The sequence below is a fragment of the Kosakonia sp. genome (assembly GCF_032104925.1).
GTDB lineage: Bacteria > Pseudomonadota > Gammaproteobacteria > Enterobacterales > Enterobacteriaceae > Kosakonia.
The window spans coordinates 355,179-377,164 of sequence record NZ_DAMCGF010000004.1 but is presented as its reverse complement, the minus strand read 5'-3'; the positions used below and the strand labels follow the sequence as shown (position 1 = coordinate 377,164).

The window sequence follows — 21,986 nt, the reverse complement described above, 5'->3', positions numbered from 1 at the left end:
AAGTGTTTGTCTCTCAGCCCTATTACTGTATCTGTAATTTGGGATTAGTCCGTTTTATTGCGCTTAATCGTCAATGAAAACGCCGGGTGTAGACGCTGGCAAATTTAATGATGTCAGAGGTGACTCATGTTTCTTAATCCAAAATATACCAACGTTCATCGTTCGCTACTTGCCATTATCAAACCTGCATTGAATGAACATGCTTTTGAAAATAAAAGAACGGACGCCTGTTTTGCGCTGAAAAAATTGATGGCGTTGTATAATGAACTTCGCGTTGAACTGACGCTGCAGCCATATCCGCCAGAGTTGACCGATTTTTTATTTACCTATGAATGTGCGTTGATAACACTGGATGATTATTTACACTCCAGCTCCCCCAGAGAAATGAGTCACGCCATTAGCACCTGCTTTCAATATATAGAAACCGTCCCGGTATTGCTGCGGCGTGTTTCGGTTCAGTACCGCATGCAAGCCATGTGAAAATTAATGATTTAGCTGTAGCGGAAATCTTATATCACTTTACGAGATGGGTATGATGGATAATGTCGCCACTGAGCAGTTGGGGCTGTCGTTAGAACGGGCAAGTTTTTTAAAGAAAAGATCGCAATCATTTCTGTCGGTCGCCAGACAATCTGGCTTAGCCGGTTACGCTTTTACTCAGCGGGATGATGCGCTGAGTGATGATCATGCTGCGGTGATTTCGGGTATGGAGTTTGGCGAAGAGGTGACGCTTTTGCAGGAGACTCTGCAGAATATCGATTTTGCTATCCATAAACTCGACGCGATAAATAATGATGAAGTGGCATCGCCTGATGTGATGGCCTTTTATCAGGATGCAATCGAGCTTCTTGATGAGGCAGAAGCGCTGCTGGAAGAGTGCTGCGAAGTGGATCGTATTGACTACGCGACGGATGAGATCGAATGGGATGAAAGTAGCCTGGTTCCCTTAGAAGACGATCCACTGTTTGCGGATGGCGAGGGCGAAGAGGAGTAACGTCTCTGCTGCTGGCTGCCAGACTTTATAGATTGCTGCGTGGGTGTACCGGATGGCGCCGGCGCGTTTGCTGTCAACAGCAGGCGATAACGTCAGCGCCACCGGTTAAAAACAGGTTCAGGTCACCGGGATCATTACCGCGTTTTTGAAGCCGGGACGTTCGCACAATTGCACATACCAGCGTTGCAGGTTGGCGTGCGGTGCCCAACTTAACCCGTTGATATTGTAAAGGTTATAGATGAACGGGCCGACGGCGATGTCGCCGCAGCCAAACGCTTCCCCTGAGAGCCAGGGCTGTTTTGCCAGTACATCGTCGAGCATCGCGAACAGCCCATCCAGCGCTTTTTTGTTGGCTTCAATCGCGGCGTTGTCGCGCTGTTCCGGCGCGGTGCGCACCAGCCCCTGCAGCAGTGGGCCATGTTTTGGCGAAAGGGTACTCAGCGCCCAGTCCATCCACTTTTCCCCTTGCGCACGCTCAGCAGGGGAGTCGACCCACAAACGGCCCTGACCGTACTGCGCCGCCAGGTAACGCACGATGGTGTTGGACTCCCACAGCACCACGTTGGTTTCATCGTCCCGTAACAGCGGCACCAGACCATTCGGGTTCATCGCCAGATACTCAGGCTCATGGTTCACGCCGAACTCTCTGCCCGCCAGAATATGCTGGTACGGTAATTCCAGCTCTTCCAGCAGCCAGCGAACTTTTTTGACGTTAGTAGAGTTATTTCTGCCCCATAGCGTTATCATTTTTACCTCAGTGGTGTGAATGAGTGTCGGTGTGACATTCATCGTGTGCCAATCTCCGACATTCTTCAAGTTGCAGATGTGCGGGTTTTGTTACCGGTTTCTTCGTAAGCGTCGTTCCTTCGACGCCAGCGCAAGCACGGCTCAACGCGCGAGGTGCAACACGAATGATTCAGGGGATAAATATTCCGCACAAACGGAGCGCAACACGCTGTTATTGCGTAAACTTTAAAAACTTTACCCAGTGACGGTTTTTTTCGTTTCGTTTGTGCGCTATTACTCACCGTTTGTTGCGGCACGGTGTTGTGACGTTTTTGAATGGATACTCGGGTGGCCCCTATGACGCATTTCTCTTTATCCCTTCGCAGCCTGGTTGCGGGCTCTGCGCTGTTGATGCTTTTCTCCCCTTCGTTGTACGCGGTGGAACAAACGCCGGGTGCGCCTACCGTCGATGCGAGGGCGTGGATCCTGATGGATTACGCCAGCGGTAAGGTGCTGGCAGAAGGCAACGCTGACGAGAAGCTTGATCCTGCCAGCCTCACGAAGCTGATGACCAGCTATGTAGTTGGCCAGGCGCTGAAAGCCGGAAAAATTCATCTCACTGATACAGTGACCGTCGGCAAAGACGCCTGGGCGACCGGCAACCCGGCGCTGCGTGGCTCTTCGCTGATGTTCCTGAAACCCGGCGATCAGGTTTCCGTGGCCGATCTCAACAAAGGCGTGATTATCCAGTCCGGCAACGATGCCAGTATCGCCATCGCAGATTTTGTGGCGGGCAGTCAGGACTCATTCGTCAGCCTGATGAACAGCTACGCGCAAAAACTCGGCCTGACCAATACCACCTTTAAAACGGTACATGGCCTGGATGCGCCAGGGCAGTTCAGCACCGCGCGTGATATGGCGCTGCTCGGCAAAGCACTGATTCGTGATGTGCCGGATGAGTACGCCATTCACAAAGAAAAAGAGTTCACCTTCAATAAGATCCGCCAGCCGAACCGTAACCGGTTGCTGTGGAGCACCAGCATGAACGTGGATGGCATGAAAACCGGCACCACCGATGGCGCGGGTTACAACCTGGTGGCCTCGGCGACACAAGGTGATATGCGCCTGATTTCTGTGGTGCTGGGCGCGAAAACCGACCGCATCCGTTTTAATGAGTCAGAAAAATTGCTCACCTGGGGTTTCCGTTTCTTCGACACGGTTACGCCTATCAAGCCTGACGCGACGTTTGTCAGCCAGCGCGTGTGGTTTGGCGATGAGAGCGAAGCGAAACTTGGCGCGGGCGATACAGGCTCTATCACCATTCCTAAGGGGCAATTAAATAACCTGAAAGCCAGCTACACCTTAACGCAGCCGGAACTGCAGGCACCGCTGGCTAAAGGCCAGGTGGTGGGCACCATCGATTTTCAGTTGAACGGTAAAACCATTGAGCAACGTCCGCTGGTGGTGATGGAAGCGGTGGAAGAGGCCGGTTTCATTGGCCGGATGTGGGATTTTGTGTTGCTGAAATTTCATCAGTGGTTTGGCGGCTGGTTCTCCTGATACAACCTCGACCGTGCCCAGCCGGGCACGGTCAATAGAGCAACGTTAGCTGGTGTTTTTTTGCTTCGCTCTCCAGCGCCTCGTCGGGGCAACAGTCGCTGACCAGTACATCAAAGCGGCTTAATGGCCCCATGCAGGCCGAACGCACTTTGCCGAACTTGCTGTGATCCACCACCAGAACGTGGTATTGCGCGCAGGCCATCGCCCAGTGTTTTACCGGCAACTCTTCCAGATTAAAACAGGTCGCGCCCTGCTGCGCATGCACGCCCGCCGCCGAATAAAAGGCGATATCCGGGCGCAGATTGTTCAGCGTTTCGTTGAAGTTCAACGGTTTGAAAATGGCGTTGCTGGCGTGGAACTCACCGCCGCTGAGAATGGCGCGACACTGTGGTTTTTCCTGTAATGCCAGAAAGGTGTTCAGTGAGTAACAGACGCCGGTGAAGGGCAGATCGTCCGCAATGGCTTCAATGATCCACGGCGTGGTGGTGCCGCAATCGAAAAAGGCCATCTGATGCGCTTTAAGTAGCCCGGCGGCAAGTTTTGCCGCGTGGCGCTTCTCTTCTACCAGACGATTTTTTTGGTCGCTTAACAGATAATGGCTGGCGGAGCGCGGCTCCAGGACGATGTAACCGCCCAGCAGCACGACCGGCGCGCTGTTGGCGCTGAGATCGCGGCGAATGGTCATTTCAGATACGCCAAGCAGCGTCGCCGCCTCTTTCAGATGCAGTTTATCGCTGCGCTTGAGCGCCGCCAGCAGCTGGCCTATCCGTTCGTCGCGTCTTGTTTCCATAATTCCCCTGAATAAAAGAAAGCCCTGCATTGAGCAGGGCGTTCATATTACCTTTGCCTCAGGGCTTAGTCACGTACCCAGCCGCGGCGAATCAGCATGGCGAAACAGGCTCGATAGAGTTGTTGCACACTGTGGTAGAGCGCCGGGCCAAAGCCTTGCCAGAGGATTTGCGCGGACAAACAGCCGCCGATACCAACCAGCAGTGCGCCGAGCATATCCAGCGGCCAGTGCACGCCAAGATAAACGCGTGACCAGGCGATGGTCAGACCGATGACCATCAACAGCGCGCCCGACCACAAACGGTGCCAGGCAAGGAAAGCGACCGCAAAGGTGAAGATCACCGTGCCGTGATCGCTCGGGAAAGAACTGTCCGGTGCGTGGTGCAGGAAGTTGTAGCCCACGCGATCGGCAAAGGGGCGATCGTGGGGGAAAAAATGTCCCAGTAACGCCGAGCAACAGAGACTGACCAGCATCGCCAGTGTGACTTTAATTACCAGCTGGCGCTGCGCGTTCACCTGTTCGCGTGGACCCCATAACCAGAGGCCAACGGCTAACAGCGGTACGATGCTAATCAAATCGCTGGCGGCAAAATCGGCAAACGCAATCAGCCAGCGCGGAGAGTCTGGCGTGGCGTTAATCCAGTAAAACACGGTGTAATTCAGGCTCTCTAACATACGTTTGTTACTCTTTGATGAAATAAGCAAAATTGACGCGAAAGTGCCCACCTTAAAAGCGGCATGATTAACGGTAAAGCGGTTTTGTCTTACTCATCTGAGAGTTAGACGATTCCTGGAGTAAAGCACGGAAGGCGTATAATACGGCGGTGCACTTAAGTGAACCTTAAACGAACTGAAATGTGCTTTATTTATTGTGTGACTGAAAATTTCCTATCGCTGCAAAGCGGCTTTGATTACACTCTGCGCGATTTTTCATAGATGAAGAGATTGCATGCAAAACCATTCCTTAACGGGCCAACGTCTGGGACGACGGGCGCTACTGTTTCCTCTCTGCCTGGTGCTTTACGAATTCTCCACCTATATCGCCAACGATATGATCCAGCCCGGCATGCTGGCCGTGGTGGAGCAGTACAACGCCGGCATTGAGTGGGTTCCAACGTCAATGACCGCTTACCTCGCGGGCGGCATGTTTTTGCAGTGGCTGCTGGGGCCGCTGTCGGATCGCATTGGCCGCCGCCCGGTGATGCTGACCGGCGTGGTGTGGTTTATCGTTACTTGCCTGGCAACACTGCTGGCGCAGGACATTGAGCAATTCACGTTACTGCGCTTTTTGCAGGGCATTAGCCTGTGCTTTATTGGCGCGGTAGGTTACGCGGCGATCCAGGAATCTTTCGAAGAAGCGGTGTGCATAAAAATCACCGCGCTGATGGCAAACGTGGCGCTGATAGCGCCGCTGCTCGGCCCGCTGGTGGGCGCTGCGTGGGTGCATGCCGCGCCGTGGCAGGGAATGTTTGTCCTTTTCGCGTTGCTGGCGGCTTTCTCCTTTGTTGGCCTGCAACGGGCAATGCCGGAGACTGCCACGCGGCTGGGTGAAAAGCTCTCCTTTAAAGCCTTGTGGCGCGACTACGTCGAAGTGATGAGGAACCTGCGTTTTGTCGCCGGGGCGCTGGCGACAGGTTTTGTCAGCCTGCCTTTGCTGGCGTGGATTGCTCAGTCGCCGATTATCATCATCAGCGGCGAGCAACTGAGTAGCTATGAATACGGCCTGCTGCAGGTGCCGATTTTTGGCGCTCTGATTATCGGTAACCTGGTACTGGCGCGACTGACTTCACGGCGCACCGTGCGCGCGTTGATCATTATGGGCGGCTGGCCTATCGCGGCCGGGTTGCTGCTGGCGGCTGTTGCGACAGTTGCCTCTTCGCATGCCTATTTGTGGATGACCGCCGGGCTGAGCCTTTACGCCTTTGGTATCGGGCTGGCGAATGCCGGGCTGGTGCGTCTGACCCTGTTTGCCAGCGACATGAGTAAAGGCACCGTTTCGGCGGCAATGGGCATGTTGCAGATGTTTATCTTTACCGTCGGTATCGAAATCAGTAAACACGCCTGGCTAAGCGGCGGCAATGGCTTGTTCAGCCTCTTCAACCTGGCTAATGGCGTACTGTGGCTGGGCTTGATGGTGGTATTTCTGCGTGATAAACGAGTGGGGAATTCGCTGGAAGGATAGGGCGGCGCGCATTAACAGCGCCGCCGCGTAATCAGCAGGTTTCAGCCTGTGTTTCCGGAGCCGGTTTGGCGACCGCGCGGGCAACCACGGCGGCAATCAGCACCAGCCCCATCACCACCAGCATGGCGCTACGCAGGCCGTAGTGCTCGCCGAGAAAACCGAGCAGCGGCGGGCCAACGAGAAACGCCAGGTAGCCGGTGGTGGCGACCACGCTGACGCGGGTAGCCGCGTCCGGGCCGGTATCGCTGGCGGCGGAAATGGTCAGTGGGAAACCGAGCGAGGCACCAAGCCCCCACAAAATCACCGAGAAGCCCGCCACCCAGGCACTATCAACGAAGATAATCAGCCCGATGCCCAGCGCACCCATCAACGCGCTGGCGCGCACCACTGTGACGCGGCTGTAACGGTCAATAAACCAGCCGCCGATAAATCGCCCGACGGTCATTCCAAGAGTAAAACCGGTGTAGATCAGCGAGCCGGACGTCGGGCTAAAGCCGTGCCCGTCCACCATCAATAGCGGCAACCAGTCGTTGGCGGAACCTTCGGCAAATGCCATTGCGAGCACGACCACGCCAATCAGCAACAGTTGGGTATCACGCCAGAACGGTTGCCCTTTTTTCGCGCGCGCTTTCTCCTCGGCGGAGTCTTTGCCGGTGCCAGGCGGAATGGCGGAAATCGCCAGCATGATGGGAACAATCGCCACCAGTGCCGCCGCCAGAATGTGCCAGTTGGCCGCCAGGCCAACAGCGGTAACGCTCATACCAATGCCTGCGCCGACCAGCGTGCCGAAGCTGTAAAAACCGTGCATCATTGGCAGCACGGTTTTGCCCATTTCACGCTCGACTTCCGCGCCTTCGATATTCATTGCCACTTCGCCCGCACCCAGGCTGCCGCCGAAAAGAGCCAGACCAACGGCAAATAACAGTGGAGACGCCAGCCACAATGCGATACTCAGCACCACCATGCCGATGACGCTGAACGACATGCTGGCGCGGATCACTTTCCGCGCGCCAAAGCGCTTTACCAGCCAACCGGAGGAGAGAATGCCGCTCATCGAACCGACCGACAGGCCAAACAGCACCACGCCCATTTCAGCGGTGGAAACCGATAAAATATCGCGGATTGCGGGCGTTCGTGTAGCCCACGAGGCCATTAATAGCCCCGGTATAAAAAAGAAGGTAAACAGCGCCCACAAGCGATGTTGCAGGGCTTTTCGCGAAGCATTTCCAGTCATAACGTCACGGCAAAGAGGGAAAAGATAAGACAACACTAGCAAGCAAGTGTACATTTGTACATAAATGAGTGAGAGGATCTATGGCCCGAAGACCCAACGACCCGCAGCGGCGTGACCGCATTCTGCAAGCGACGCTGGATACCATTGCCGCACACGGGATTCAGGCGGTGACGCACCGTAAAATCGCCAGCTGTGCGGATGTGCCGCTGGGCTCAATGACCTATTACTTTTCCGGTATCGATGCGTTATTAGCTGAGGCTTTCAGTCTGTTTACCCGGCAGATGTCGGCGCAATATGCCGCTTTTTTCGACGGCGTTGACAGTCAGGCAAAAGCCTGTGAGGCGCTAACCGAGCTGATTTACAGCGCCCAGGTGACCACCGCGCGCAATATGGAACTGATGTACCAGCTGTATGCGTTTATGAGCCGCCAGCCCACGCTGAAAAGTGTGATGCAAGACTGGATGTGCACCAGCCAGACCATGCTGGAGCACTGGTTCGAACCGATGACGGCACGTGCGCTGGATGCGTTTATCGAAGGGATGACGCTGCATTTTGTGGTCGATCGCGAGCCGCTGAGCCGCGAAGCTATTCGCTTAATGATCGGGCGTCTCGCCGGGCAGTGAGCGGTACGCGTTGTCGATTAATGCACAGGCGCGATGGCTTGCGTCAAGCGCGAGACACAGTTCTACGTCCGCTGAAAAACCCCGGGCGTGGAGTTCACTGGCGGATGCGCAGTGACGGAGAGCACTGAAGTCACCGCCCTGAAATGCGGCCTTTGCCGCTTGCGCTTCAGGCGAGAGTTTACGCTTGCCAAGTGCGGCAATAATGGCACCCGCCGCCAGATAATCCTCCAGCGCCGGGCGCAGGCTACCATCCGGCCAGCGTTCCCCGGCCGGGATCAGCAAAATGCGCTCAAAGCCTGCACAAGCTTTCGCGGTCGCCAGTCGGTTGCGAAAACAGCCGCTAAACACCGCTGCGCCGCAATCGCGTGCTTTAAACGAAAGCGTGGAACCGTTAGGTGAGGGGAGCACCAGCCGGTGTCCGGCGGGAATATGCAGTAACGAGGCGGGCGAGAGTGTGTAATTCCCACCGGCAAAGGTGCGGTCAAAACTGGCGACGTCGGCATGGTTTTCCTGTGCGTAGCGCTGCGCGCTCGCATCTTTCCATGGCCATGGGTAAATCAGCGCCTGGTTATCAGTGGCGATGCTAACGCACGTGGAGAACGACATCACGTCGACAATTACCACACAATCAGCTTCCTGCGCCAGCTGCTCCGCTGCAGTTAAACCCCACTCCAGACGCACATCGAACGAGCTTTGGCTGTACCACTGTGCACACATTTTCTGCTCCTTTATTCCACGCGAAAAACATCAGGATGTTGTTCCGTTGCGGCCTCATGGAAAATATCCCCCAACCAGCCGGGGATCTCCGCTTCGCTTAATTCACTCGGAACGATGATGTTATAAAGGCGCGAATGCTTTCCTTCGTTTCTGTCCACGCGGAACACATGCCAGCCATCCCCCACGCCTTTTACCCCAATATAACGGCCAAAAACGTTGTAAATCAGCATCAGGTGGCTCCTTACGGTGTCGGGTAATGGTTAAAAAGAGCACAATGAAAAACACGGCGCTGGCGATTGCTTTAGTATTAATGCAAAAATAGGTAATTCAAACAACCCATTGAAAAGGAATAAAATGTTTTTAGACACTGTAATGTGGCTAATATCCGTGGCAGCGTTTCTCGCCTGGATCTTTGGTATCACTTTAAAAAATACCTTTGCCACCAATGCGAAACATTTTGCCCTTTTTTTGCTTGTGCATCTGATGTTGAGCGGTGCTGCCATTATGCTGAAAAAGCACGGCGTTGCGGGTGTTAGCAGAGACTCCGGTCCATGGGTGCTTACCGGTCTCAGGCTGTTTTTAAAGTGTTATATGGCGTTAGCGATGATCATAACGGTGAGTTTTTTCTTTGCGCTTATCAGCAAAGGTGCACAACAGATGACGCATTTTCATAAAACCTATAACGCCGCGAATCTGCACCGCAACCCGCTTAAGTTCTACCTGCGCCGCGAAGCGGGGATTGTATGGGCCTACGGGCTTTGCTTTTTAGCGGGGGGTGTTTATGTGCTGTGGGCGATATGGTTTCGTCTGGCGTTTTAAGAGGTTTTGGGCTGCGATTGTTCCGTTGTTGCTTTTTTGTCGATATCGACAGATATTTTATGCGCAGCGTACAAACACAACAGAATAATAACAAGATGTCCTAACTTTATTCCACGCTGACTATTCATAATAGAAAAGAGCACAGCGTTGTTGCGTTTTAATATGAAATAACACCATATATTAGCAAATAAGAAAATGAATAATACCGTTAATACAAATGCGATTTGCGCAAGGCTTTTATAGGTCACTTGAGGTTCTCTGTAAAAGAGAATCGCCAGTGCAATTAATGATGTTGTCAGTAATGCGGTAGAAATCCCGGCGGACCACAGCAGCAGGTCGCTGGTCACTTTGCGCAGGGCTGCGCCAAACCTGCCTCGCAGGGTGTCCATTCCCCATGTGTCGGGTTTCATTGCTTCCATATCTTTCATGAAAAATGAGATCGGGATAATAATACATAACACCATCCAGCCGTAATTAATTTGCGGCATACTTTTATCCAGAAAACTAAGCAGATATTTTGCGATATCAAAATTCGCTGTTTTTCCTGCGATATAAAACGAGATAATGGAGATAATGCACCACATACCGATTTTATAAAAAACATCGCGGTATAATGATTTTTTTAACCAACTTTCGAGTATGTTTTCTTCCGCTTTCATCGTCGTCCCGTTATATCAAGTTATGCCGTTTTCGGCATCGATATTACCAAATCTTTGTTGCTTCGCCAGCGGCAGAGGGAAGGCGAAACACAGGCTTCTTATCGGTTCAAATCGAGGAAGGATAATGGGAAAAAGGCAACAAAAAACCCATCAACCTTGAACCTAAGCGGCGGGGTTGATGGGCTCCACAAAATGGGGACATCAAAGAAAAGCAGTGGCACTAGTTATGACTGACGCCCCACAAAAAAGTTCTGCGCATAACTGAAATATTTCTCAGCTTCAGACTTATCCGAGACCAGGCCAGATAATGATGATTAATGTCCCCGCAAGCGTCAGCAGAACGTTGGCGATGGCGTAGGTGCCCGCATAGCCCAGCGCCGGGATATTGCTGCGCGCTGTATCGCTGATGATCTCCATTGCCGGAGCGCAGGTGCGCGCACCCATCATCGCGCCGAACAGCAGGGCACGGTTCATTTTCAGCACATACGCACCAAACAGAAAACAAATTAACACCGGTACCAGGCTGACAATAAGCCCGGCGATCAGCATCTGGCCGCCCACCGCGCCAAGACCGTTGCCGATGCCGCTACCGGCGCTTAAGCCCACGCCCGCCATAAATACCATCAGGCCAAACTCTTTTACCATCATCAGCGCGCCCTGCGGGATATAGCCGAAAGTGGGGTGGTTGGCACGCAGGAAGCCGAGCATGATCCCGGCGAACAGAAGGCCGGCAGCGTTACCCACGCCGAAGCTGAAGGAGCTGAACTGGAAGGTGATCATACCGATCATCAGCCCGACAATAAAAAACGCGCAGAAGGCGAGCAGGTCGGTGACCTGGCTGTGAATAGAGATAAAGCCGATGCGGTCAGCAATGGTTTTTACACGACGCGCGTCGCCGCTGACCTGCAAAACATCGCCCTTGTTGAGCACGATATTGTCGTCAATCGGCATCTCAATCTGGCTGCGGATCACGCGGTTGAGGAAGCAGCCGTGATCGGTCAGCTTTAACTGCGCGAGGCGACGACCGACCACATTATGGTTTTTGACCACCACTTCTTCGGTGACGATACGCATGTCGAGCAGATCGCGGTCGAACACCTCCTTGCCGTTGCGAAAGCTCGGGTCAAGGCGCGCGTGCGCATCCGGGTAACCGACCAGCGAAATTTCATCACCCATTTGCAGCACGGCATCACCGTCGGGGCTGGCGAGAATGCCATTGCGCCGAATGCGCTCGATATAACATCCTGTCTGGCGGTAGATCCCCAGTTCACGCAGGTTTTTACCATCGGCCCATGCCACCAGTTCCGGCCCCACGCGGTAGGCGCGGATCACCGGCAGATACACTTTACGGTGCGCATCCGTGTCCAGACCGCGTTCGCGGGCGATCTGTTGGGCGCTGGTCTGTAAATCCTGGTGCTGCAATTTCGGCAAATAGCGTGCGCCGAAAATCAGGCTCACCAGACCAATCAGATAGGTCAGGGCATAACCGAGGCTCAGGTTATCCAGCGCACTGGAGAGTTGTCCATTTTCCATACCGGAATGACGCAGCGTGTCACCCGCCCCCACCAGAACTGGTGTCGAGGTCATCGAACCGGCCAGCATGCCTGCCGTCAGGCCAATATCCCAGCCGAACAGTTTGCCAAGGCCTAAAGCGATCAACAGCGCGCTGCCCACTAATACCAGCGCCAGCATGAGGTAATTCTTACCGTCGCGAAAAAAAATAGAGAAAAAGTTTGGTCCGGCTTCAACACCAACGCAAAAAATAAACAGCATAAAGCCAAGATTAAGTGCATCCGTGTTAATGCTGAAATGCTGCTGGCCTAATAATAATGAAACCACTAAAACGCCAATGGAATTACCGAGTTGAACAGAACCCAGTCGTAATTTACCGAGACAAAGTCCGAGTGCCAGAACGACAAACAATAACAGTATGTAATTCCCGTTTAACAAATCTGCGACGTTTATATTCACGGAGGCTAACTTCTTGTTTACTTGTAAGCTGTTGAAAGAAATGGTTATTTGAGCTAGTGTTTTGCTCATGCGCTGGCGTACGAAAAAAGCGGTGCAACACCAGACACTCCTCACAAAACAAAAACAGGCCGCTAGTTTAATCGTATTAGATTACAACGGCTAGTGAGAATCGCGTATTTACGTGGGTGCTTTTCTGGCACGGATTGCCGCAACGCTTTATCTGTCCGGACATTCTTTTGAACGAGTTGTTAGTGCGATAGAGAAAAAGTCAGGAGGCGTGTTTGAAGAACAGGCGAAGTCGGGTCGGCGTTATTTGCTGCGCATTACTTTTTATTGCGGTGTGTTTGTTGCTGGTCATAAATATGAACGGCGAGCTACCCGTGTCCGGTAATCCTGAATTAGGCTTACTGCTTTTCACGCTTCCCGGTATTGTCGGTGGGCTGATTGCTCGCCGACGCAAAGCGATCGTGCCGCTTTTCGGCGCCGTGCTGGCGGCTCCATTCTGCTACATGCTGATTTACCTGCATTTAGCCTCTTCGCAGTCGAACTGGCAGGTTATTGCCTGGTTGTTCAGCGCGATTTTCTGGTGCGGAATGGGCGGGTTATTCTATCTTTTTGTGCGCAAAATTCTGCGCTGCAAGAAATAAAACGCCCTCAGAAAGAGGGCGTTGCTCGGCTCAGGCAAACAGGCCGAAATGTTCTTTGGCATAGGCCTCGAAATCGGTGCAGCCGCCAATGTGTTTCTGGTCGAGGAAAATCTGCGGCACAGTTTCAACCGGTTTCCCGACGGTTTTTTCCAGGTCGGCTTTAGTGATGCCTTCCGCGTGGATATCGACGTAGCGATAGTTGAAATCATCACGCTCGGCGGTCAGTTTTTCTGCCAGTTCTTTTGCGCGTACACAGTATGGGCAGCCAGGGCGGCCAAAAATTACAGCAAACATACTCTCTCCCAAATCTGAAGGTAACTGCCGGTTATCATGACCATAACTGCGCGTAATGAAAAGCAGGTTATGCCTGTTGCTTTAATCTTTGCAACCTTTCAGCGCAAATTGCGGATACAACGAGGATGCAGGCTTCGCCTATACTGAGGGTCTTGTTTATTTGGGGGATTATTCATGACACCAACTATTGAATTGCTGTGCGCCCATCGCTCCATTCGCCATTTTACCGATCAACCGATTACCCAGGCGCAGCGCGAGGCGATTATCGCCAGCGCGCAGGCGACATCCAGCTCCAGCTTTTTACAATGCAGCTCGATAATTCGCATCACTGATCCTGCGCTACGCCAGCAACTGGTGACGCTCACCGGCGGGCAACAACATGTGGCGCAGGCGGCGGAATTTTGGGTGTTCTGCGCTGATTTCCATCGTAATTTCCAGATTTGCCCAGAGGCGAATCCTGGGCTGGCGGAGCAGTTGCTGCTCGGCGTAGTCGATACCGCGCTGATGGCGCAAAACGCTTTCACTGCGGCAGAATCGCTCGGGCTGGGTGGCGTTTATATCGGTGGAATTCGTAACAGCATTGAAGCCGTAGGTGAGTTATTGCAGGTGCCAAAACATGTGTTACCGCTGTTTGGCCTGTGCCTTGGCTGGCCTGCCGACACGCCGGATAAGAAACCGCGTCTGCCTGCGCAACTGGTGGTGCATGAAAACCGCTATCAGCCGCTGGATAAAGATGTGCTGGCGCAATATGACGAGGAGATCGCCCACTACTATATGACGCGCGACAGCAATACGCGGCGTGACACCTGGAGCGATCATATCCGCCGCACCATCATTAAAGAGAGCCGCCCGTTTATTCTCGACTATTTGCATAAACAGGGATGGGCGACACGCTAATTCCCGTTCATCCTGCACGTCGCTGCGTGTATCATACGCCTGCTTTGACAGGTCTTTTTAGAGAGGTGCAGGGTGAAAATTGCCATATTGTCCCGGGATGGAACGCTCTATTCGTGTAAACGCCTGCGCGAAGCGGCGATGCAGCGCGGTCATCTGGTCGAGATCCTCGATCCGCTTTCCTGTTATATGAATATCAGCCCGGCGGCCTCGTCCATTCATTACAAAGGCCGCCAGCTGCCGCATTTCGATGCGGTGATCCCGCGTATCGGCTCGGCCATCACCTTCTACGGCACTGCCGCGCTGCGTCAGTTTGAAATTCTTGGCAGTTATCCGCTCAATGAGTCGGTGGCGATCACCCGCGCCAGAGACAAGCTCCGTTCGTTGCAGTTACTGGCGCGCCAGGGGATTGATCTGCCGGTAACCGGCATTGCCCATTCACCGGATGATACCAGCGATTTGATTGATATGGTCGGCGGCGCGCCGCTGGTGGTGAAGCTGGTGGAAGGGACGCAGGGCATCGGCGTGGTGCTGGCGGAAACCCGCCAGGCAGCGGAGAGCGTAATTGACGCTTTTCGCGGTCTGAATGCGCACATTCTGGTGCAGGAGTTTATTGCCGAAGCGAAGGGAACCGATATTCGCTGTCTGGTCGTCGGCAATGATGTGGTCGCCGCCATTGAACGCCGGGCGAAAGAGGGGGATTTTCGCTCTAATTTGCATCGCGGCGGCAAGGCGCTGGTGGCACATATCACCGAGCGTGAGCGTGAAATCGCGCTGGCTGCTGCGCAAACGCTGGGGCTGGATGTGGCTGGCGTCGACATCCTGCGCGCCGAACGTGGCCCGCTGGTGATGGAAGTTAACGCATCGCCCGGGCTGGAAGGCATCGAAAAAACCACCGGCATCGATATTGCGGGCCGCATGATCCAGTGGATCGAACGCCAGGCAACGCCGGGTTTTTGCCTTAAAACCGGCGGCTGAGGCGATTTTCCCGCGCAATGAATGGTACGTTCTGGCCTTTTTGCGTAAGCTATGGCCAATTTTTTCGCTAAGAGAGCACTGCTTTATGGATTCACTCGTCGTTCCGGGTCTGGACACGCTGCGTCACTGGCTGGATGAACTGGGCATTAACTTTTTTGAGTGCGATAACTGCCAGGCGCTGCACCTGCCGCACATGCAAAATTTTGATGGCGTGTTTGATGCAAAAGTCGACCTTGTTAATGACGTTGTGTTATTTACCGCCATGGCGGAAGTCAAACCGTCAGCACTGCTGGCGCTGGCCGCCGATCTCTCCGCCATTAATGCCAGTTCTTTGACCGTGAAAGCATTCCTCGACCTTCAGGATGATAATCTGCCGAAGCTGGTGGTTTGCCAGTCTTTATGCGTCCGGCCTGCCATTACGTTTGAACAGTTCGCCTGGTTTATGCGCCAGAGCGAAGAGCAGATTTCAATGGTCATTATGGAAGCCAACGCACATCAACTGCTGTTCACGCCAGGCGAAGAAGAGATGGTGGCAGGTGAAGAGTCGCACAATTTTCTCCACTGACTCTGTGCAGCATTAACGCAGTCGCTGCCACGGCGGCTGCATAATAAATATTTTTATTCTGCTATTAACCTTTCCTTAAAGAATTTTTCACCGCTATTCCTCGCGTAACGGCTTATCACATAGACGTATCCTGCATAAAAAATTGATAAAAGGCGTTTTTTAATCTGACCTATAGCCTCAAACCCTGGCTACAGTTATTCTTGCGATGCTTAAAACAGCATGCGGTGTCAGCCGGAAGCGTTTTCTTCTCCGGGGCTGTGCAGAGTGACAAAATATGCATGATTCTTGCATATCTTATGATGCGTACATTTAGTTCGTATGTTAACGGACTTTCCAGAAGGAATGAGATATGACCGCCTTGAGCAAAAAATGGGTATCAGGTCTTGTCGCGGGTGCGTTGATGGCTGTCTCTGCCAGCACGCTCGCAGCCGAGCAAAAGACACTGCATGTTTATAACTGGTCTGATTATATTGCGCCGGACACCGTCGCGAATTTTGAAAAAGAGACGGGCATCAAAGTCATTTATGACGTGTTTGACTCCAACGAAGTGCTGGAAGGCAAACTGATGGCGGGCAGCACCGGCTTCGACCTGGTGGTGCCGTCCGCGAGTTTCCTTGAGCGCCAGTTGGCCGCCGGGGTATTCCAGCCGCTGGATAAGAGCAAACTGCCGAACTGGAAAAACCTCGATCCAGACGTGCTGAAAATGGTCGCCAAACACGACCCTGACAACAAATACGCTATTCCGTACCTGTGGGCCACCACCGGTATTGGCTATAACATTGACAAAGTGAAAGCCGCGCTCGGCAAAGACGCGCCGGTAAACAGCTGGGATCTGGTGCTGAAGCCGGAAAACCTGGAAAAACTGAAAAGCTGCGGCGTCTCATTCCTTGATGCGCCGGAAGAGATTTTTGCCACCGTGCTTAATTACCTCGGCAAAGATCCGAACAGCAGCAAAGCGGATGATTACAGCGTTGCCGCAACCGACCTGCTGTTAAAACTGCGTCCGAACATTCGTTACTTCCACTCTTCTCAGTACATTAATGACCTGGCAAATGGCGACATCTGCGTGGCTATTGGCTGGGCGGGTGATGTGTGGCAGGCGGCAAACCGCGCGAAAGAAGCGAAGAATGGCGTAAATATCACTTACACCATTCCGAAAGAGGGCGCGCTGGCGTTCTTCGATGTCTTCGCGATGCCGGCTGATGCCAAAAACAAAGAAGAAGCCTATCAGTTCCTCAACTACCTGATGCGCCCGGATGTGATTGCCCATATCAGCGATCATGTGTTCTACGCCAACGGTAACAAAGCCTCGGTTCCGCTGATCAGCGCGGAAGTGCGTGATAACCCGGCTATCTTCCCGCCGCCGGATGTTTTCGCCAAACTCTTTACGCTGAAAGTCCAGGATCCGAAAATCGACCGCGTAAGAACCCGCGCGTGGACTAAAGTTAAAAGCGGCAAATAATTCAATCACCTGACAGGTGATAAGGCTGCACCGTGGCGGTGCGCCTGCCCCAAAAATGGACAGAGGTGATGCGCCTCTGTCCAGTCATTTGTACGACAACTCGTTGAAACGGGTTGATGTTTTTGCCGGAGAGCACTTGAGTGAATGACGCTATCCCCCGCCCACAGGCGAAGAGCCGCAAGGATCTGACGCCGCTGCTGGAAATTCGCAATCTGACCAAATCCTTTGATGGTCAGCACGCCGTTGATGATGTCAGTCTGACGATTTATAAAGGTGAAATTTTTGCCCTGCTTGGTGCGTCCGGCTGCGGCAAATCAACATTGCTGCGCATGCTCGCCGGTTTTGAGCTGCCTACCCACGGGCAAATCATGCTTGATGGCGTAGACCTGGCGCATGTGCCGCCCTATTTGCGCCCGATCAATATGATGTTCCAGTCCTACGCGCTCTTTCCGCATATGACCGTGGAACAGAACATTGCTTTTGGCCTTAAACAGGACAAGTTGCCGAAAGCGGAAATCGCCAGCCGCGTGGCCGAAATGTTGCACCTGGTGCACATGAGCGAGTACGCCAAACGTAAGCCGCATCAGCTTTCCGGTGGTCAGCGTCAACGCGTGGCGCTGGCGCGCAGCCTGGCGAAACGGCCGAAACTGCTGCTGCTGGATGAACCGATGGGCGCGCTCGATAAAAAGCTGCGCGACCGGATGCAGCTCGAAGTGGTGGATATTCTCGAGCGCGTTGGCGTGACCTGCGTCATGGTGACCCACGACCAGGAAGAGGCGATGACCATGGCCGGGCGTATCGCCATCATGAACCGCGGTAAGTTTGTGCAAATCGGCGAACCGGAAGAGATCTACGAGCACCCGACCACGCGTTACAGCGCCGAGTTTATCGGTTCGGTGAATGTGTTCGAAGGGCTGCTGAAAGAGCGTCAGGAAGATGGTCTGGTGATCGACTCCCCGGGGCTGGTGCATCCGCTGAAAGTGGACGCCGATGCGTCGGTCGTGGATAACGTGCCGGTGTTCGTGGCGCTGCGCCCGGAAAAGATCATGCTCTGCGAAGATCCACCGGCCGACGGCTATAATTTTGCCGTCGGGGAAGTGGTGCATATCGCCTACCTTGGCGACCTCTCTATTTATCACGTGCGTTTGCAAAGCGGGCAGATGATCAGCGCCCAGTTGCAGAACGCGCATCGCTACCGTAAAGGCGCGCCAACCTGGGGCGATGAAGTTCGCCTCTGCTGGGATGCCGATAGTTGTGTGGTTCTGACGGTTTAAGGAGCGGCGATGAGTACACTGGAGCCACCGTCCCGCGTCGAAAAACCGGGCGGTTTCACTTTATGGCTGGGGCGCATGCAGATGCGTCACGGGCGCAAACTGGTTATTGCGCTGCCCTATATTTGGCTGACTTTGCTGTTTCTGCTGCCGTTTTTGATTGTGTTCAAAATCAGCCTTGCAGAGATGGCGCGGCAGATCCCGCCGTATACCGATCTTATCGAGTGGGCGGACAGCCAACTGACGGTCACGCTGAATATCGGCAACTTCCTGCAACTTACCGACGACCCGCTCTATTTTGAAGCCTATCTGCAGTCGTTACAGGTGGCGGCGATCTCAACGCTTTGTTGTCTGCTGCTGGGGTATCCGCTGGCCTGGGCTGTGGCGCACAGCAAACCGTCGACGCGCAATATTCTGCTGCTGCTGGTGATTTTGCCGTCGTGGACGTCGTTTCTCATCCGCGTGTATGCGTGGATGGGGATCCTGAAAAATAACGGCGTGTTGAATAACTTCCTGATGTGGCTGGGGGTTATCGATCAGCCGTTGACGATCCTGCATACCAATCTCGCGGTATATATCGGGATTGTTTATGCCTATTTGCCGTTTATGGTGTTGCCGATTTATACCGCGCTGACGCGTATCGATTATTCACTGGTGGAAGCCTCACTGGATCTTGGGGCGCGTCCGCTGAAAACCTTTTTCAGCGTGATTGTGCCGTTGACCAAAGGCGGGATTATTGCCGGATCGATGCTGGTGTTCATTCCGGCAGTTGGCGAGTTTGTCATCCCGGAACTGCTCGGTGGCCCGGACAGCATTATGATCGGTCGTGTGTTGTGGCAGGAGTTCTTTAATAACCGCGACTGGCCGGTGGCATCGGCGGTGGCGGTGATTATGCTGCTGTTGCTGATTGTGCCGATCATGTGGTTCCACAAACATCAGCAGAAACAAGGGGAGGACCACGCATGAACAACTTACCGGTAGTGCGCTCTCCGTGGCGCATTTTAATCCTCGTGCTCGGTTTTACGTTCCTGTACGCGCCAATGCTGATGCTGGTGATCTACTCCTTTAACAGCTCAAGACTGGTGACCGTGTGGGCGGGCTGGTCGACGCGCTGGTATGGCGAGCTGTTTCACGACGACGCCATGATGAGCGCGGTGGGGTTAAGCCTGACCATCGCCGCTTGTGCGGCGACAATGGCGGCGGTGCTGGGGACTATCGCGGCGGTGGTGATGGTGCGTTTTGGCCGCTTTCGTGGCTCAAACGGTTTCGCCTTTATGATAACGGCACCGCTGGTGATGCCGGATGTGATCACCGGCTTGTCGCTGCTGCTGCTGTTTGTGGCGCTCGGCCATGCGATTGGCTGGCCCGCCGACCGCGGGATGCTCACTATCTGGCTGGCCCATGTGACCTTCTGTACCGCTTATGTTGCCGTGGTTATCTCCTCGCGTCTGCGCGAACTGGACCGCTCCATTGAAGAGGCGGCGATGGATCTTGGTGCGACACCGCTAAAAGTGTTCTTCGTTATCACGCTGCCAATGATCATGCCGGCGATTGTTTCCGGCTGGCTTTTGGCCTTTACCCTGTCGCTGGATGACCTGGTGATCGCCAGTTTTGTTTCGGGGCCGGGAGCGACGACATTGCCGATGCTGGTCTTCTCCAGCGTGCGCATGGGGGTGAACCCGGAAATCAACGCGCTGGCGACACTTATCCTTGGCGTGGTCGGGATTGTTGGTTTTATCGCCTGGTATTTAATGGCGCGGGCGGAAAAACAGCGGATCCGTGATATCCAGCGTGCAAGACAAGGCTGAACTTATTAGAATCGTGAAATTGTGTTGCTGATGCCGCGCTTGTCGCGGCATTTTTCACAGGGAAATCATCGGATTGGGGTTCTTCAAGAAAACCGCTCATCACGCGAAATTGAATGTGCCAGCGCTGGTGCAGGTGGCGGCCATCGCCATTATTATGATTCGCTGTGTGGATGTATTGATGATACTGAATTTGCTGGGTTGGCGCGGCCTGCTCGATTTTGTGCAGCGCAGCGCGCAAACCTGGAGCCTGACACTGGTTTTCCTTGGTAGCCTGTTTTTAGTGTTTGTTGAAATTCTCTGTGCTTTCTCGGTGGTTAAAGGGCGTCGTTGGGCGCGCTGGCTTTACTTCGCCACGCAGATGGTGGCGACCGGTTATTTATGGGCCGCTTCGCTCGGGTATGGCTATCCGGAACTGTTCAGTATTGCGGGTGGTTCCCGGCGGGAGATTTTCCAGGCGTTAGTGATGCAAAAACTCCCCGATCTGCTGGTGTTATTCCTGCTGTTTGTTCCCGCGCCCAGCCGACGCTTTTTCCGCCTGCAATAACGGTGGTACAATCCCGGCCCCGCAAAATGAAAGGCTTTACTATGCAGTGCGCTCTCTTCGATGCTGGTCGTTGTCGTTCCTGTCAATGGATAGAACAACCGGTCTCACAGCAACTTACCGCGAAAATGGACGATCTCCACACGCTGCTGGACGGCTTGCCTGTTGCCGAGTGGTGTTCGCCAGTGAGTGGCCCGGAGCAGGGTTTTCGTAATAAAGCCAAAATGGTGGTCAGCGGCAGCGTAGAAAAACCGCTGTTTGGGATGCTGCATCGTGACGGGACGCCGGAAGATCTCACCGAATGCCCGCTCTATCCGCAGACTTTCGCACCGGTTTTTGCCGCGCTCAAACCGTTTATTGCCCGCGCCGGGTTAACGCCTTACAACGTGGCGCGTAAACGCGGTGAGCTGAAATACCTGCTGCTGACTGAAAGCCAGCAGGATGGCGGCATGATGCTGCGCTTTGTGCTGCGCTCGGAGGCGAAACTCGCCCAGTTGCGCGCGGCGTTGCCTGAGTTGCAAGCACAATTACCGCAACTTAAAGTGATTTCCGCCAATATCCAGCCGGTACATATGGCGATCATGGAAGGTGAGACAGAGATTTTTCTCACCGGGCAGCAGGCGCTGGCGGAAAACTTTAACGGCGTGCCGCTGTGGATCCGCCCGCAGAGTTTTTTCCAGACCAACCCGACCGTTGCCAGCGCGTTGTACGCGACCGCCCGCAACTGGGTTCGGGCGCTGCCGGTTAACCATATGTGGGATCTGTTTTGCGGCGTTGGCGGTTTTGGTCTGCACTGCGCAACGCCGGAGATGCGCCTGACCGGTATTGAAATCGCCCCGGAAGCGATTGCCTGCGCCACGCAATCGGCACAAGCGCTTGGCTTACAAAATCTGCATTTCCAGGCGCTGGATTCCACCCAGTTTGCTACCGCTTCGCTTGATATTCCTGAGCTGGTGCTGGTTAACCCGCCCCGGCGCGGGATTGGCGCGGCGCTGTGCGACTATTTAAGCCACATGGCACCGCCGTACATCATCTACTCCAGCTGCAACGCCAGTTCGATGGCGAAAGATATTCGCCTGCTGCCGGGTTATCGCATTGAGCGCGTTCAACTGTTCGATATGTTCCCGCATACCGCGCATTACGAGGTGTTGACGCTGTTGGTTAAACGCTGATCCCAGCGCAACGCGGAAACATTTTTTAAGAACTTAGTGCGACTAAGTTCCTGTTATGCCGCTCCAGCCCGCGTTTTCTG

Annotated in this window: 25 protein-coding genes; 16 read left to right on the top strand and 9 right to left on the bottom strand. The window is 53.9% G+C overall.

The genetic code is table 11. The annotated features are described in order from the left end of the window. The first annotated feature begins 126 nt into the window (after window positions 1-126). Both RT644_RS11055 and RT644_RS11050 read left to right on the top strand, forming a co-directional pair. A complete protein-coding gene (locus RT644_RS11055; protein WP_020457173.1) occupies window positions 127-480 on the top strand; it encodes a hypothetical protein in 354 nt (117 codons plus the stop codon). Window positions 481-532: 52 nt separating this feature from the next. Further along, window positions 533-994 (top strand): hypothetical protein, encoded by a 462-nt coding sequence (locus RT644_RS11050; RefSeq protein ID WP_313626661.1) that lies wholly within the window; start codon window positions 533-535, stop codon window positions 992-994. Between the two features lie 117 nt (window positions 995-1,111). On the opposite strand, the gene RT644_RS11045 is transcribed toward RT644_RS11050, so the two are convergent. Continuing rightward, the gene (locus RT644_RS11045; RefSeq protein ID WP_313626660.1) at window positions 1,112-1,741 is read right to left on the bottom strand and encodes a glutathione S-transferase family protein; all 630 of its coding nucleotides are present in this window, start codon (window positions 1,739-1,741) and stop codon (window positions 1,112-1,114) included. Between the two features lie 336 nt (window positions 1,742-2,077). On the opposite strand from RT644_RS11045, the gene dacC reads away from it, so the two are divergent. Continuing rightward, window positions 2,078-3,280 (top strand): serine-type D-Ala-D-Ala carboxypeptidase, encoded by a 1,203-nt coding sequence (dacC, locus tag RT644_RS11040; protein ID WP_097406889.1) that lies wholly within the window; start codon window positions 2,078-2,080, stop codon window positions 3,278-3,280. A 31-nt stretch (window positions 3,281-3,311) separates the two neighbouring features. On the opposite strand, the gene deoR is transcribed toward dacC, so the two are convergent. Continuing rightward, window positions 3,312-4,070 carry a DNA-binding transcriptional repressor DeoR gene (gene deoR / locus RT644_RS11035; RefSeq protein ID WP_097406890.1) on the bottom strand — a complete coding sequence of 253 codons (759 nt, stop codon included), beginning with the start codon at window positions 4,068-4,070 and terminating at the stop codon, window positions 3,312-3,314. A 65-nt stretch (window positions 4,071-4,135) separates the two neighbouring features. After that, the gene (gene ybjG / locus RT644_RS11030) at window positions 4,136-4,744 is read right to left on the bottom strand and encodes an undecaprenyl-diphosphate phosphatase (protein WP_313626659.1); all 609 of its coding nucleotides are present in this window, start codon (window positions 4,742-4,744) and stop codon (window positions 4,136-4,138) included. Between the two features lie 274 nt (window positions 4,745-5,018). Between ybjG and RT644_RS11025 the strand changes: the two genes are divergently transcribed. Further along, window positions 5,019-6,251: an MFS transporter gene (locus RT644_RS11025; RefSeq protein WP_313626658.1), complete on the top strand. Its 1,233-nt coding sequence runs from the start codon at window positions 5,019-5,021 to the stop codon at window positions 6,249-6,251. A gap of 31 nt (window positions 6,252-6,282) precedes the next feature. On the opposite strand, the gene RT644_RS11020 is transcribed toward RT644_RS11025, so the two are convergent. Next, window positions 6,283-7,485 (bottom strand): MFS transporter, encoded by a 1,203-nt coding sequence (locus tag RT644_RS11020; RefSeq protein WP_044489599.1) that lies wholly within the window; start codon window positions 7,483-7,485, stop codon window positions 6,283-6,285. Between the two features lie 80 nt (window positions 7,486-7,565). Here RT644_RS11020 and RT644_RS11015 point away from each other — a divergent pair, with 80 nt between their 5' ends. Next, window positions 7,566-8,108 carry a TetR/AcrR family transcriptional regulator gene (locus RT644_RS11015; protein WP_313626656.1) on the top strand — a complete coding sequence of 181 codons (543 nt, stop codon included), beginning with the start codon at window positions 7,566-7,568 and terminating at the stop codon, window positions 8,106-8,108. On the opposite strand, the gene RT644_RS11010 is transcribed toward RT644_RS11015, so the two are convergent. Together RT644_RS11010 and RT644_RS11005 are read right to left on the bottom strand one after the other, a co-directional pair. Continuing rightward, window positions 8,079-8,825 (bottom strand): 2-phosphosulfolactate phosphatase, encoded by a 747-nt coding sequence (locus RT644_RS11010; RefSeq protein ID WP_313626654.1) that lies wholly within the window; start codon window positions 8,823-8,825, stop codon window positions 8,079-8,081. The genes RT644_RS11015 and RT644_RS11010 overlap by 30 nt on opposite strands. Window positions 8,826-8,836: 11 nt before the next feature. Further along, complete coding sequence (locus RT644_RS11005; RefSeq protein WP_313626652.1) at window positions 8,837-9,055, bottom strand: hypothetical protein; 219 nt, start codon at window positions 9,053-9,055, stop codon at window positions 8,837-8,839. 109 nt (window positions 9,056-9,164) lie between these two features. Between RT644_RS11005 and RT644_RS11000 the strand changes: the two genes are divergently transcribed. Further along, on the top strand, window positions 9,165-9,644 hold the full coding sequence (locus RT644_RS11000; RefSeq protein ID WP_313626651.1) for a hypothetical protein: 480 nt from the start codon (window positions 9,165-9,167) through the stop codon (window positions 9,642-9,644). On the opposite strand, the gene RT644_RS10995 is transcribed toward RT644_RS11000, so the two are convergent. Both RT644_RS10995 and RT644_RS10990 read right to left on the bottom strand, forming a co-directional pair. Beyond that, complete coding sequence (locus tag RT644_RS10995; RefSeq protein WP_313626649.1) at window positions 9,641-10,303, bottom strand: hypothetical protein; 663 nt, start codon at window positions 10,301-10,303, stop codon at window positions 9,641-9,643. The two genes, RT644_RS11000 and RT644_RS10995, sit on opposite strands and share 4 nt — an antisense overlap. A 285-nt stretch (window positions 10,304-10,588) precedes the next feature. Next, on the bottom strand, window positions 10,589-12,274 hold the full coding sequence (locus RT644_RS10990; RefSeq protein ID WP_020457185.1) for an aspartate:alanine antiporter: 1,686 nt from the start codon (window positions 12,272-12,274) through the stop codon (window positions 10,589-10,591). Between the two features lie 281 nt (window positions 12,275-12,555). Between RT644_RS10990 and ybjM the strand changes: the two genes are divergently transcribed. Continuing rightward, complete coding sequence (gene ybjM, locus RT644_RS10985) at window positions 12,556-12,921, top strand: inner membrane protein YbjM (protein ID WP_313626648.1); 366 nt, start codon at window positions 12,556-12,558, stop codon at window positions 12,919-12,921. A gap of 30 nt (window positions 12,922-12,951) precedes the next feature. Here ybjM and RT644_RS10980 read toward each other — a convergent pair whose 3' ends face one another. After that, a complete protein-coding gene (locus tag RT644_RS10980; RefSeq protein ID WP_017456131.1) occupies window positions 12,952-13,215 on the bottom strand; it encodes a GrxA family glutaredoxin in 264 nt (87 codons plus the stop codon). Window positions 13,216-13,389: 174 nt separating this feature from the next. Between RT644_RS10980 and nfsA the strand changes: the two genes are divergently transcribed. From nfsA to rlmC, 9 genes are all read left to right on the top strand, one after another. Next, the gene (gene nfsA / locus RT644_RS10975) at window positions 13,390-14,112 is read left to right on the top strand and encodes an oxygen-insensitive NADPH nitroreductase (protein WP_020457187.1); all 723 of its coding nucleotides are present in this window, start codon (window positions 13,390-13,392) and stop codon (window positions 14,110-14,112) included. Between the two features lie 72 nt (window positions 14,113-14,184). Beyond that, window positions 14,185-15,087 (top strand): 30S ribosomal protein S6--L-glutamate ligase, encoded by a 903-nt coding sequence (gene rimK / locus RT644_RS10970; protein ID WP_020457188.1) that lies wholly within the window; start codon window positions 14,185-14,187, stop codon window positions 15,085-15,087. Window positions 15,088-15,172: 85 nt separating this feature from the next. Next, window positions 15,173-15,652 carry a YbjN domain-containing protein gene (locus RT644_RS10965; protein WP_313626647.1) on the top strand — a complete coding sequence of 160 codons (480 nt, stop codon included), beginning with the start codon at window positions 15,173-15,175 and terminating at the stop codon, window positions 15,650-15,652. A gap of 349 nt (window positions 15,653-16,001) precedes the next feature. Continuing rightward, the gene (potF, locus tag RT644_RS10960; RefSeq protein WP_313626645.1) at window positions 16,002-17,114 is read left to right on the top strand and encodes a spermidine/putrescine ABC transporter substrate-binding protein PotF; all 1,113 of its coding nucleotides are present in this window, start codon (window positions 16,002-16,004) and stop codon (window positions 17,112-17,114) included. A gap of 140 nt (window positions 17,115-17,254) precedes the next feature. Further along, window positions 17,255-18,388 (top strand): putrescine ABC transporter ATP-binding subunit PotG, encoded by a 1,134-nt coding sequence (potG, locus tag RT644_RS10955; RefSeq protein WP_045506612.1) that lies wholly within the window; start codon window positions 17,255-17,257, stop codon window positions 18,386-18,388. 9 nt (window positions 18,389-18,397) lie between these two features. Then, on the top strand, window positions 18,398-19,351 hold the full coding sequence (gene potH, locus RT644_RS10950; protein WP_020457192.1) for a putrescine ABC transporter permease PotH: 954 nt from the start codon (window positions 18,398-18,400) through the stop codon (window positions 19,349-19,351). Next, window positions 19,348-20,193, top strand: a complete 846-nt coding sequence (potI, locus tag RT644_RS10945; protein WP_017456138.1) for a putrescine ABC transporter permease PotI — start codon at window positions 19,348-19,350, stop codon at window positions 20,191-20,193. Before potH ends, potI begins: the two co-directional genes overlap by 4 nt. 73 nt (window positions 20,194-20,266) lie before the next feature. Then, a complete protein-coding gene (locus RT644_RS10940) occupies window positions 20,267-20,737 on the top strand; it encodes a YbjO family protein (RefSeq protein WP_313626643.1) in 471 nt (156 codons plus the stop codon). A 41-nt stretch (window positions 20,738-20,778) separates the two neighbouring features. Then, window positions 20,779-21,906, top strand: a complete 1,128-nt coding sequence (gene rlmC / locus RT644_RS10935) for a 23S rRNA (uracil(747)-C(5))-methyltransferase RlmC (protein WP_313626642.1) — start codon at window positions 20,779-20,781, stop codon at window positions 21,904-21,906. Window positions 21,907-21,986: the final 80 nt, after the last annotated feature.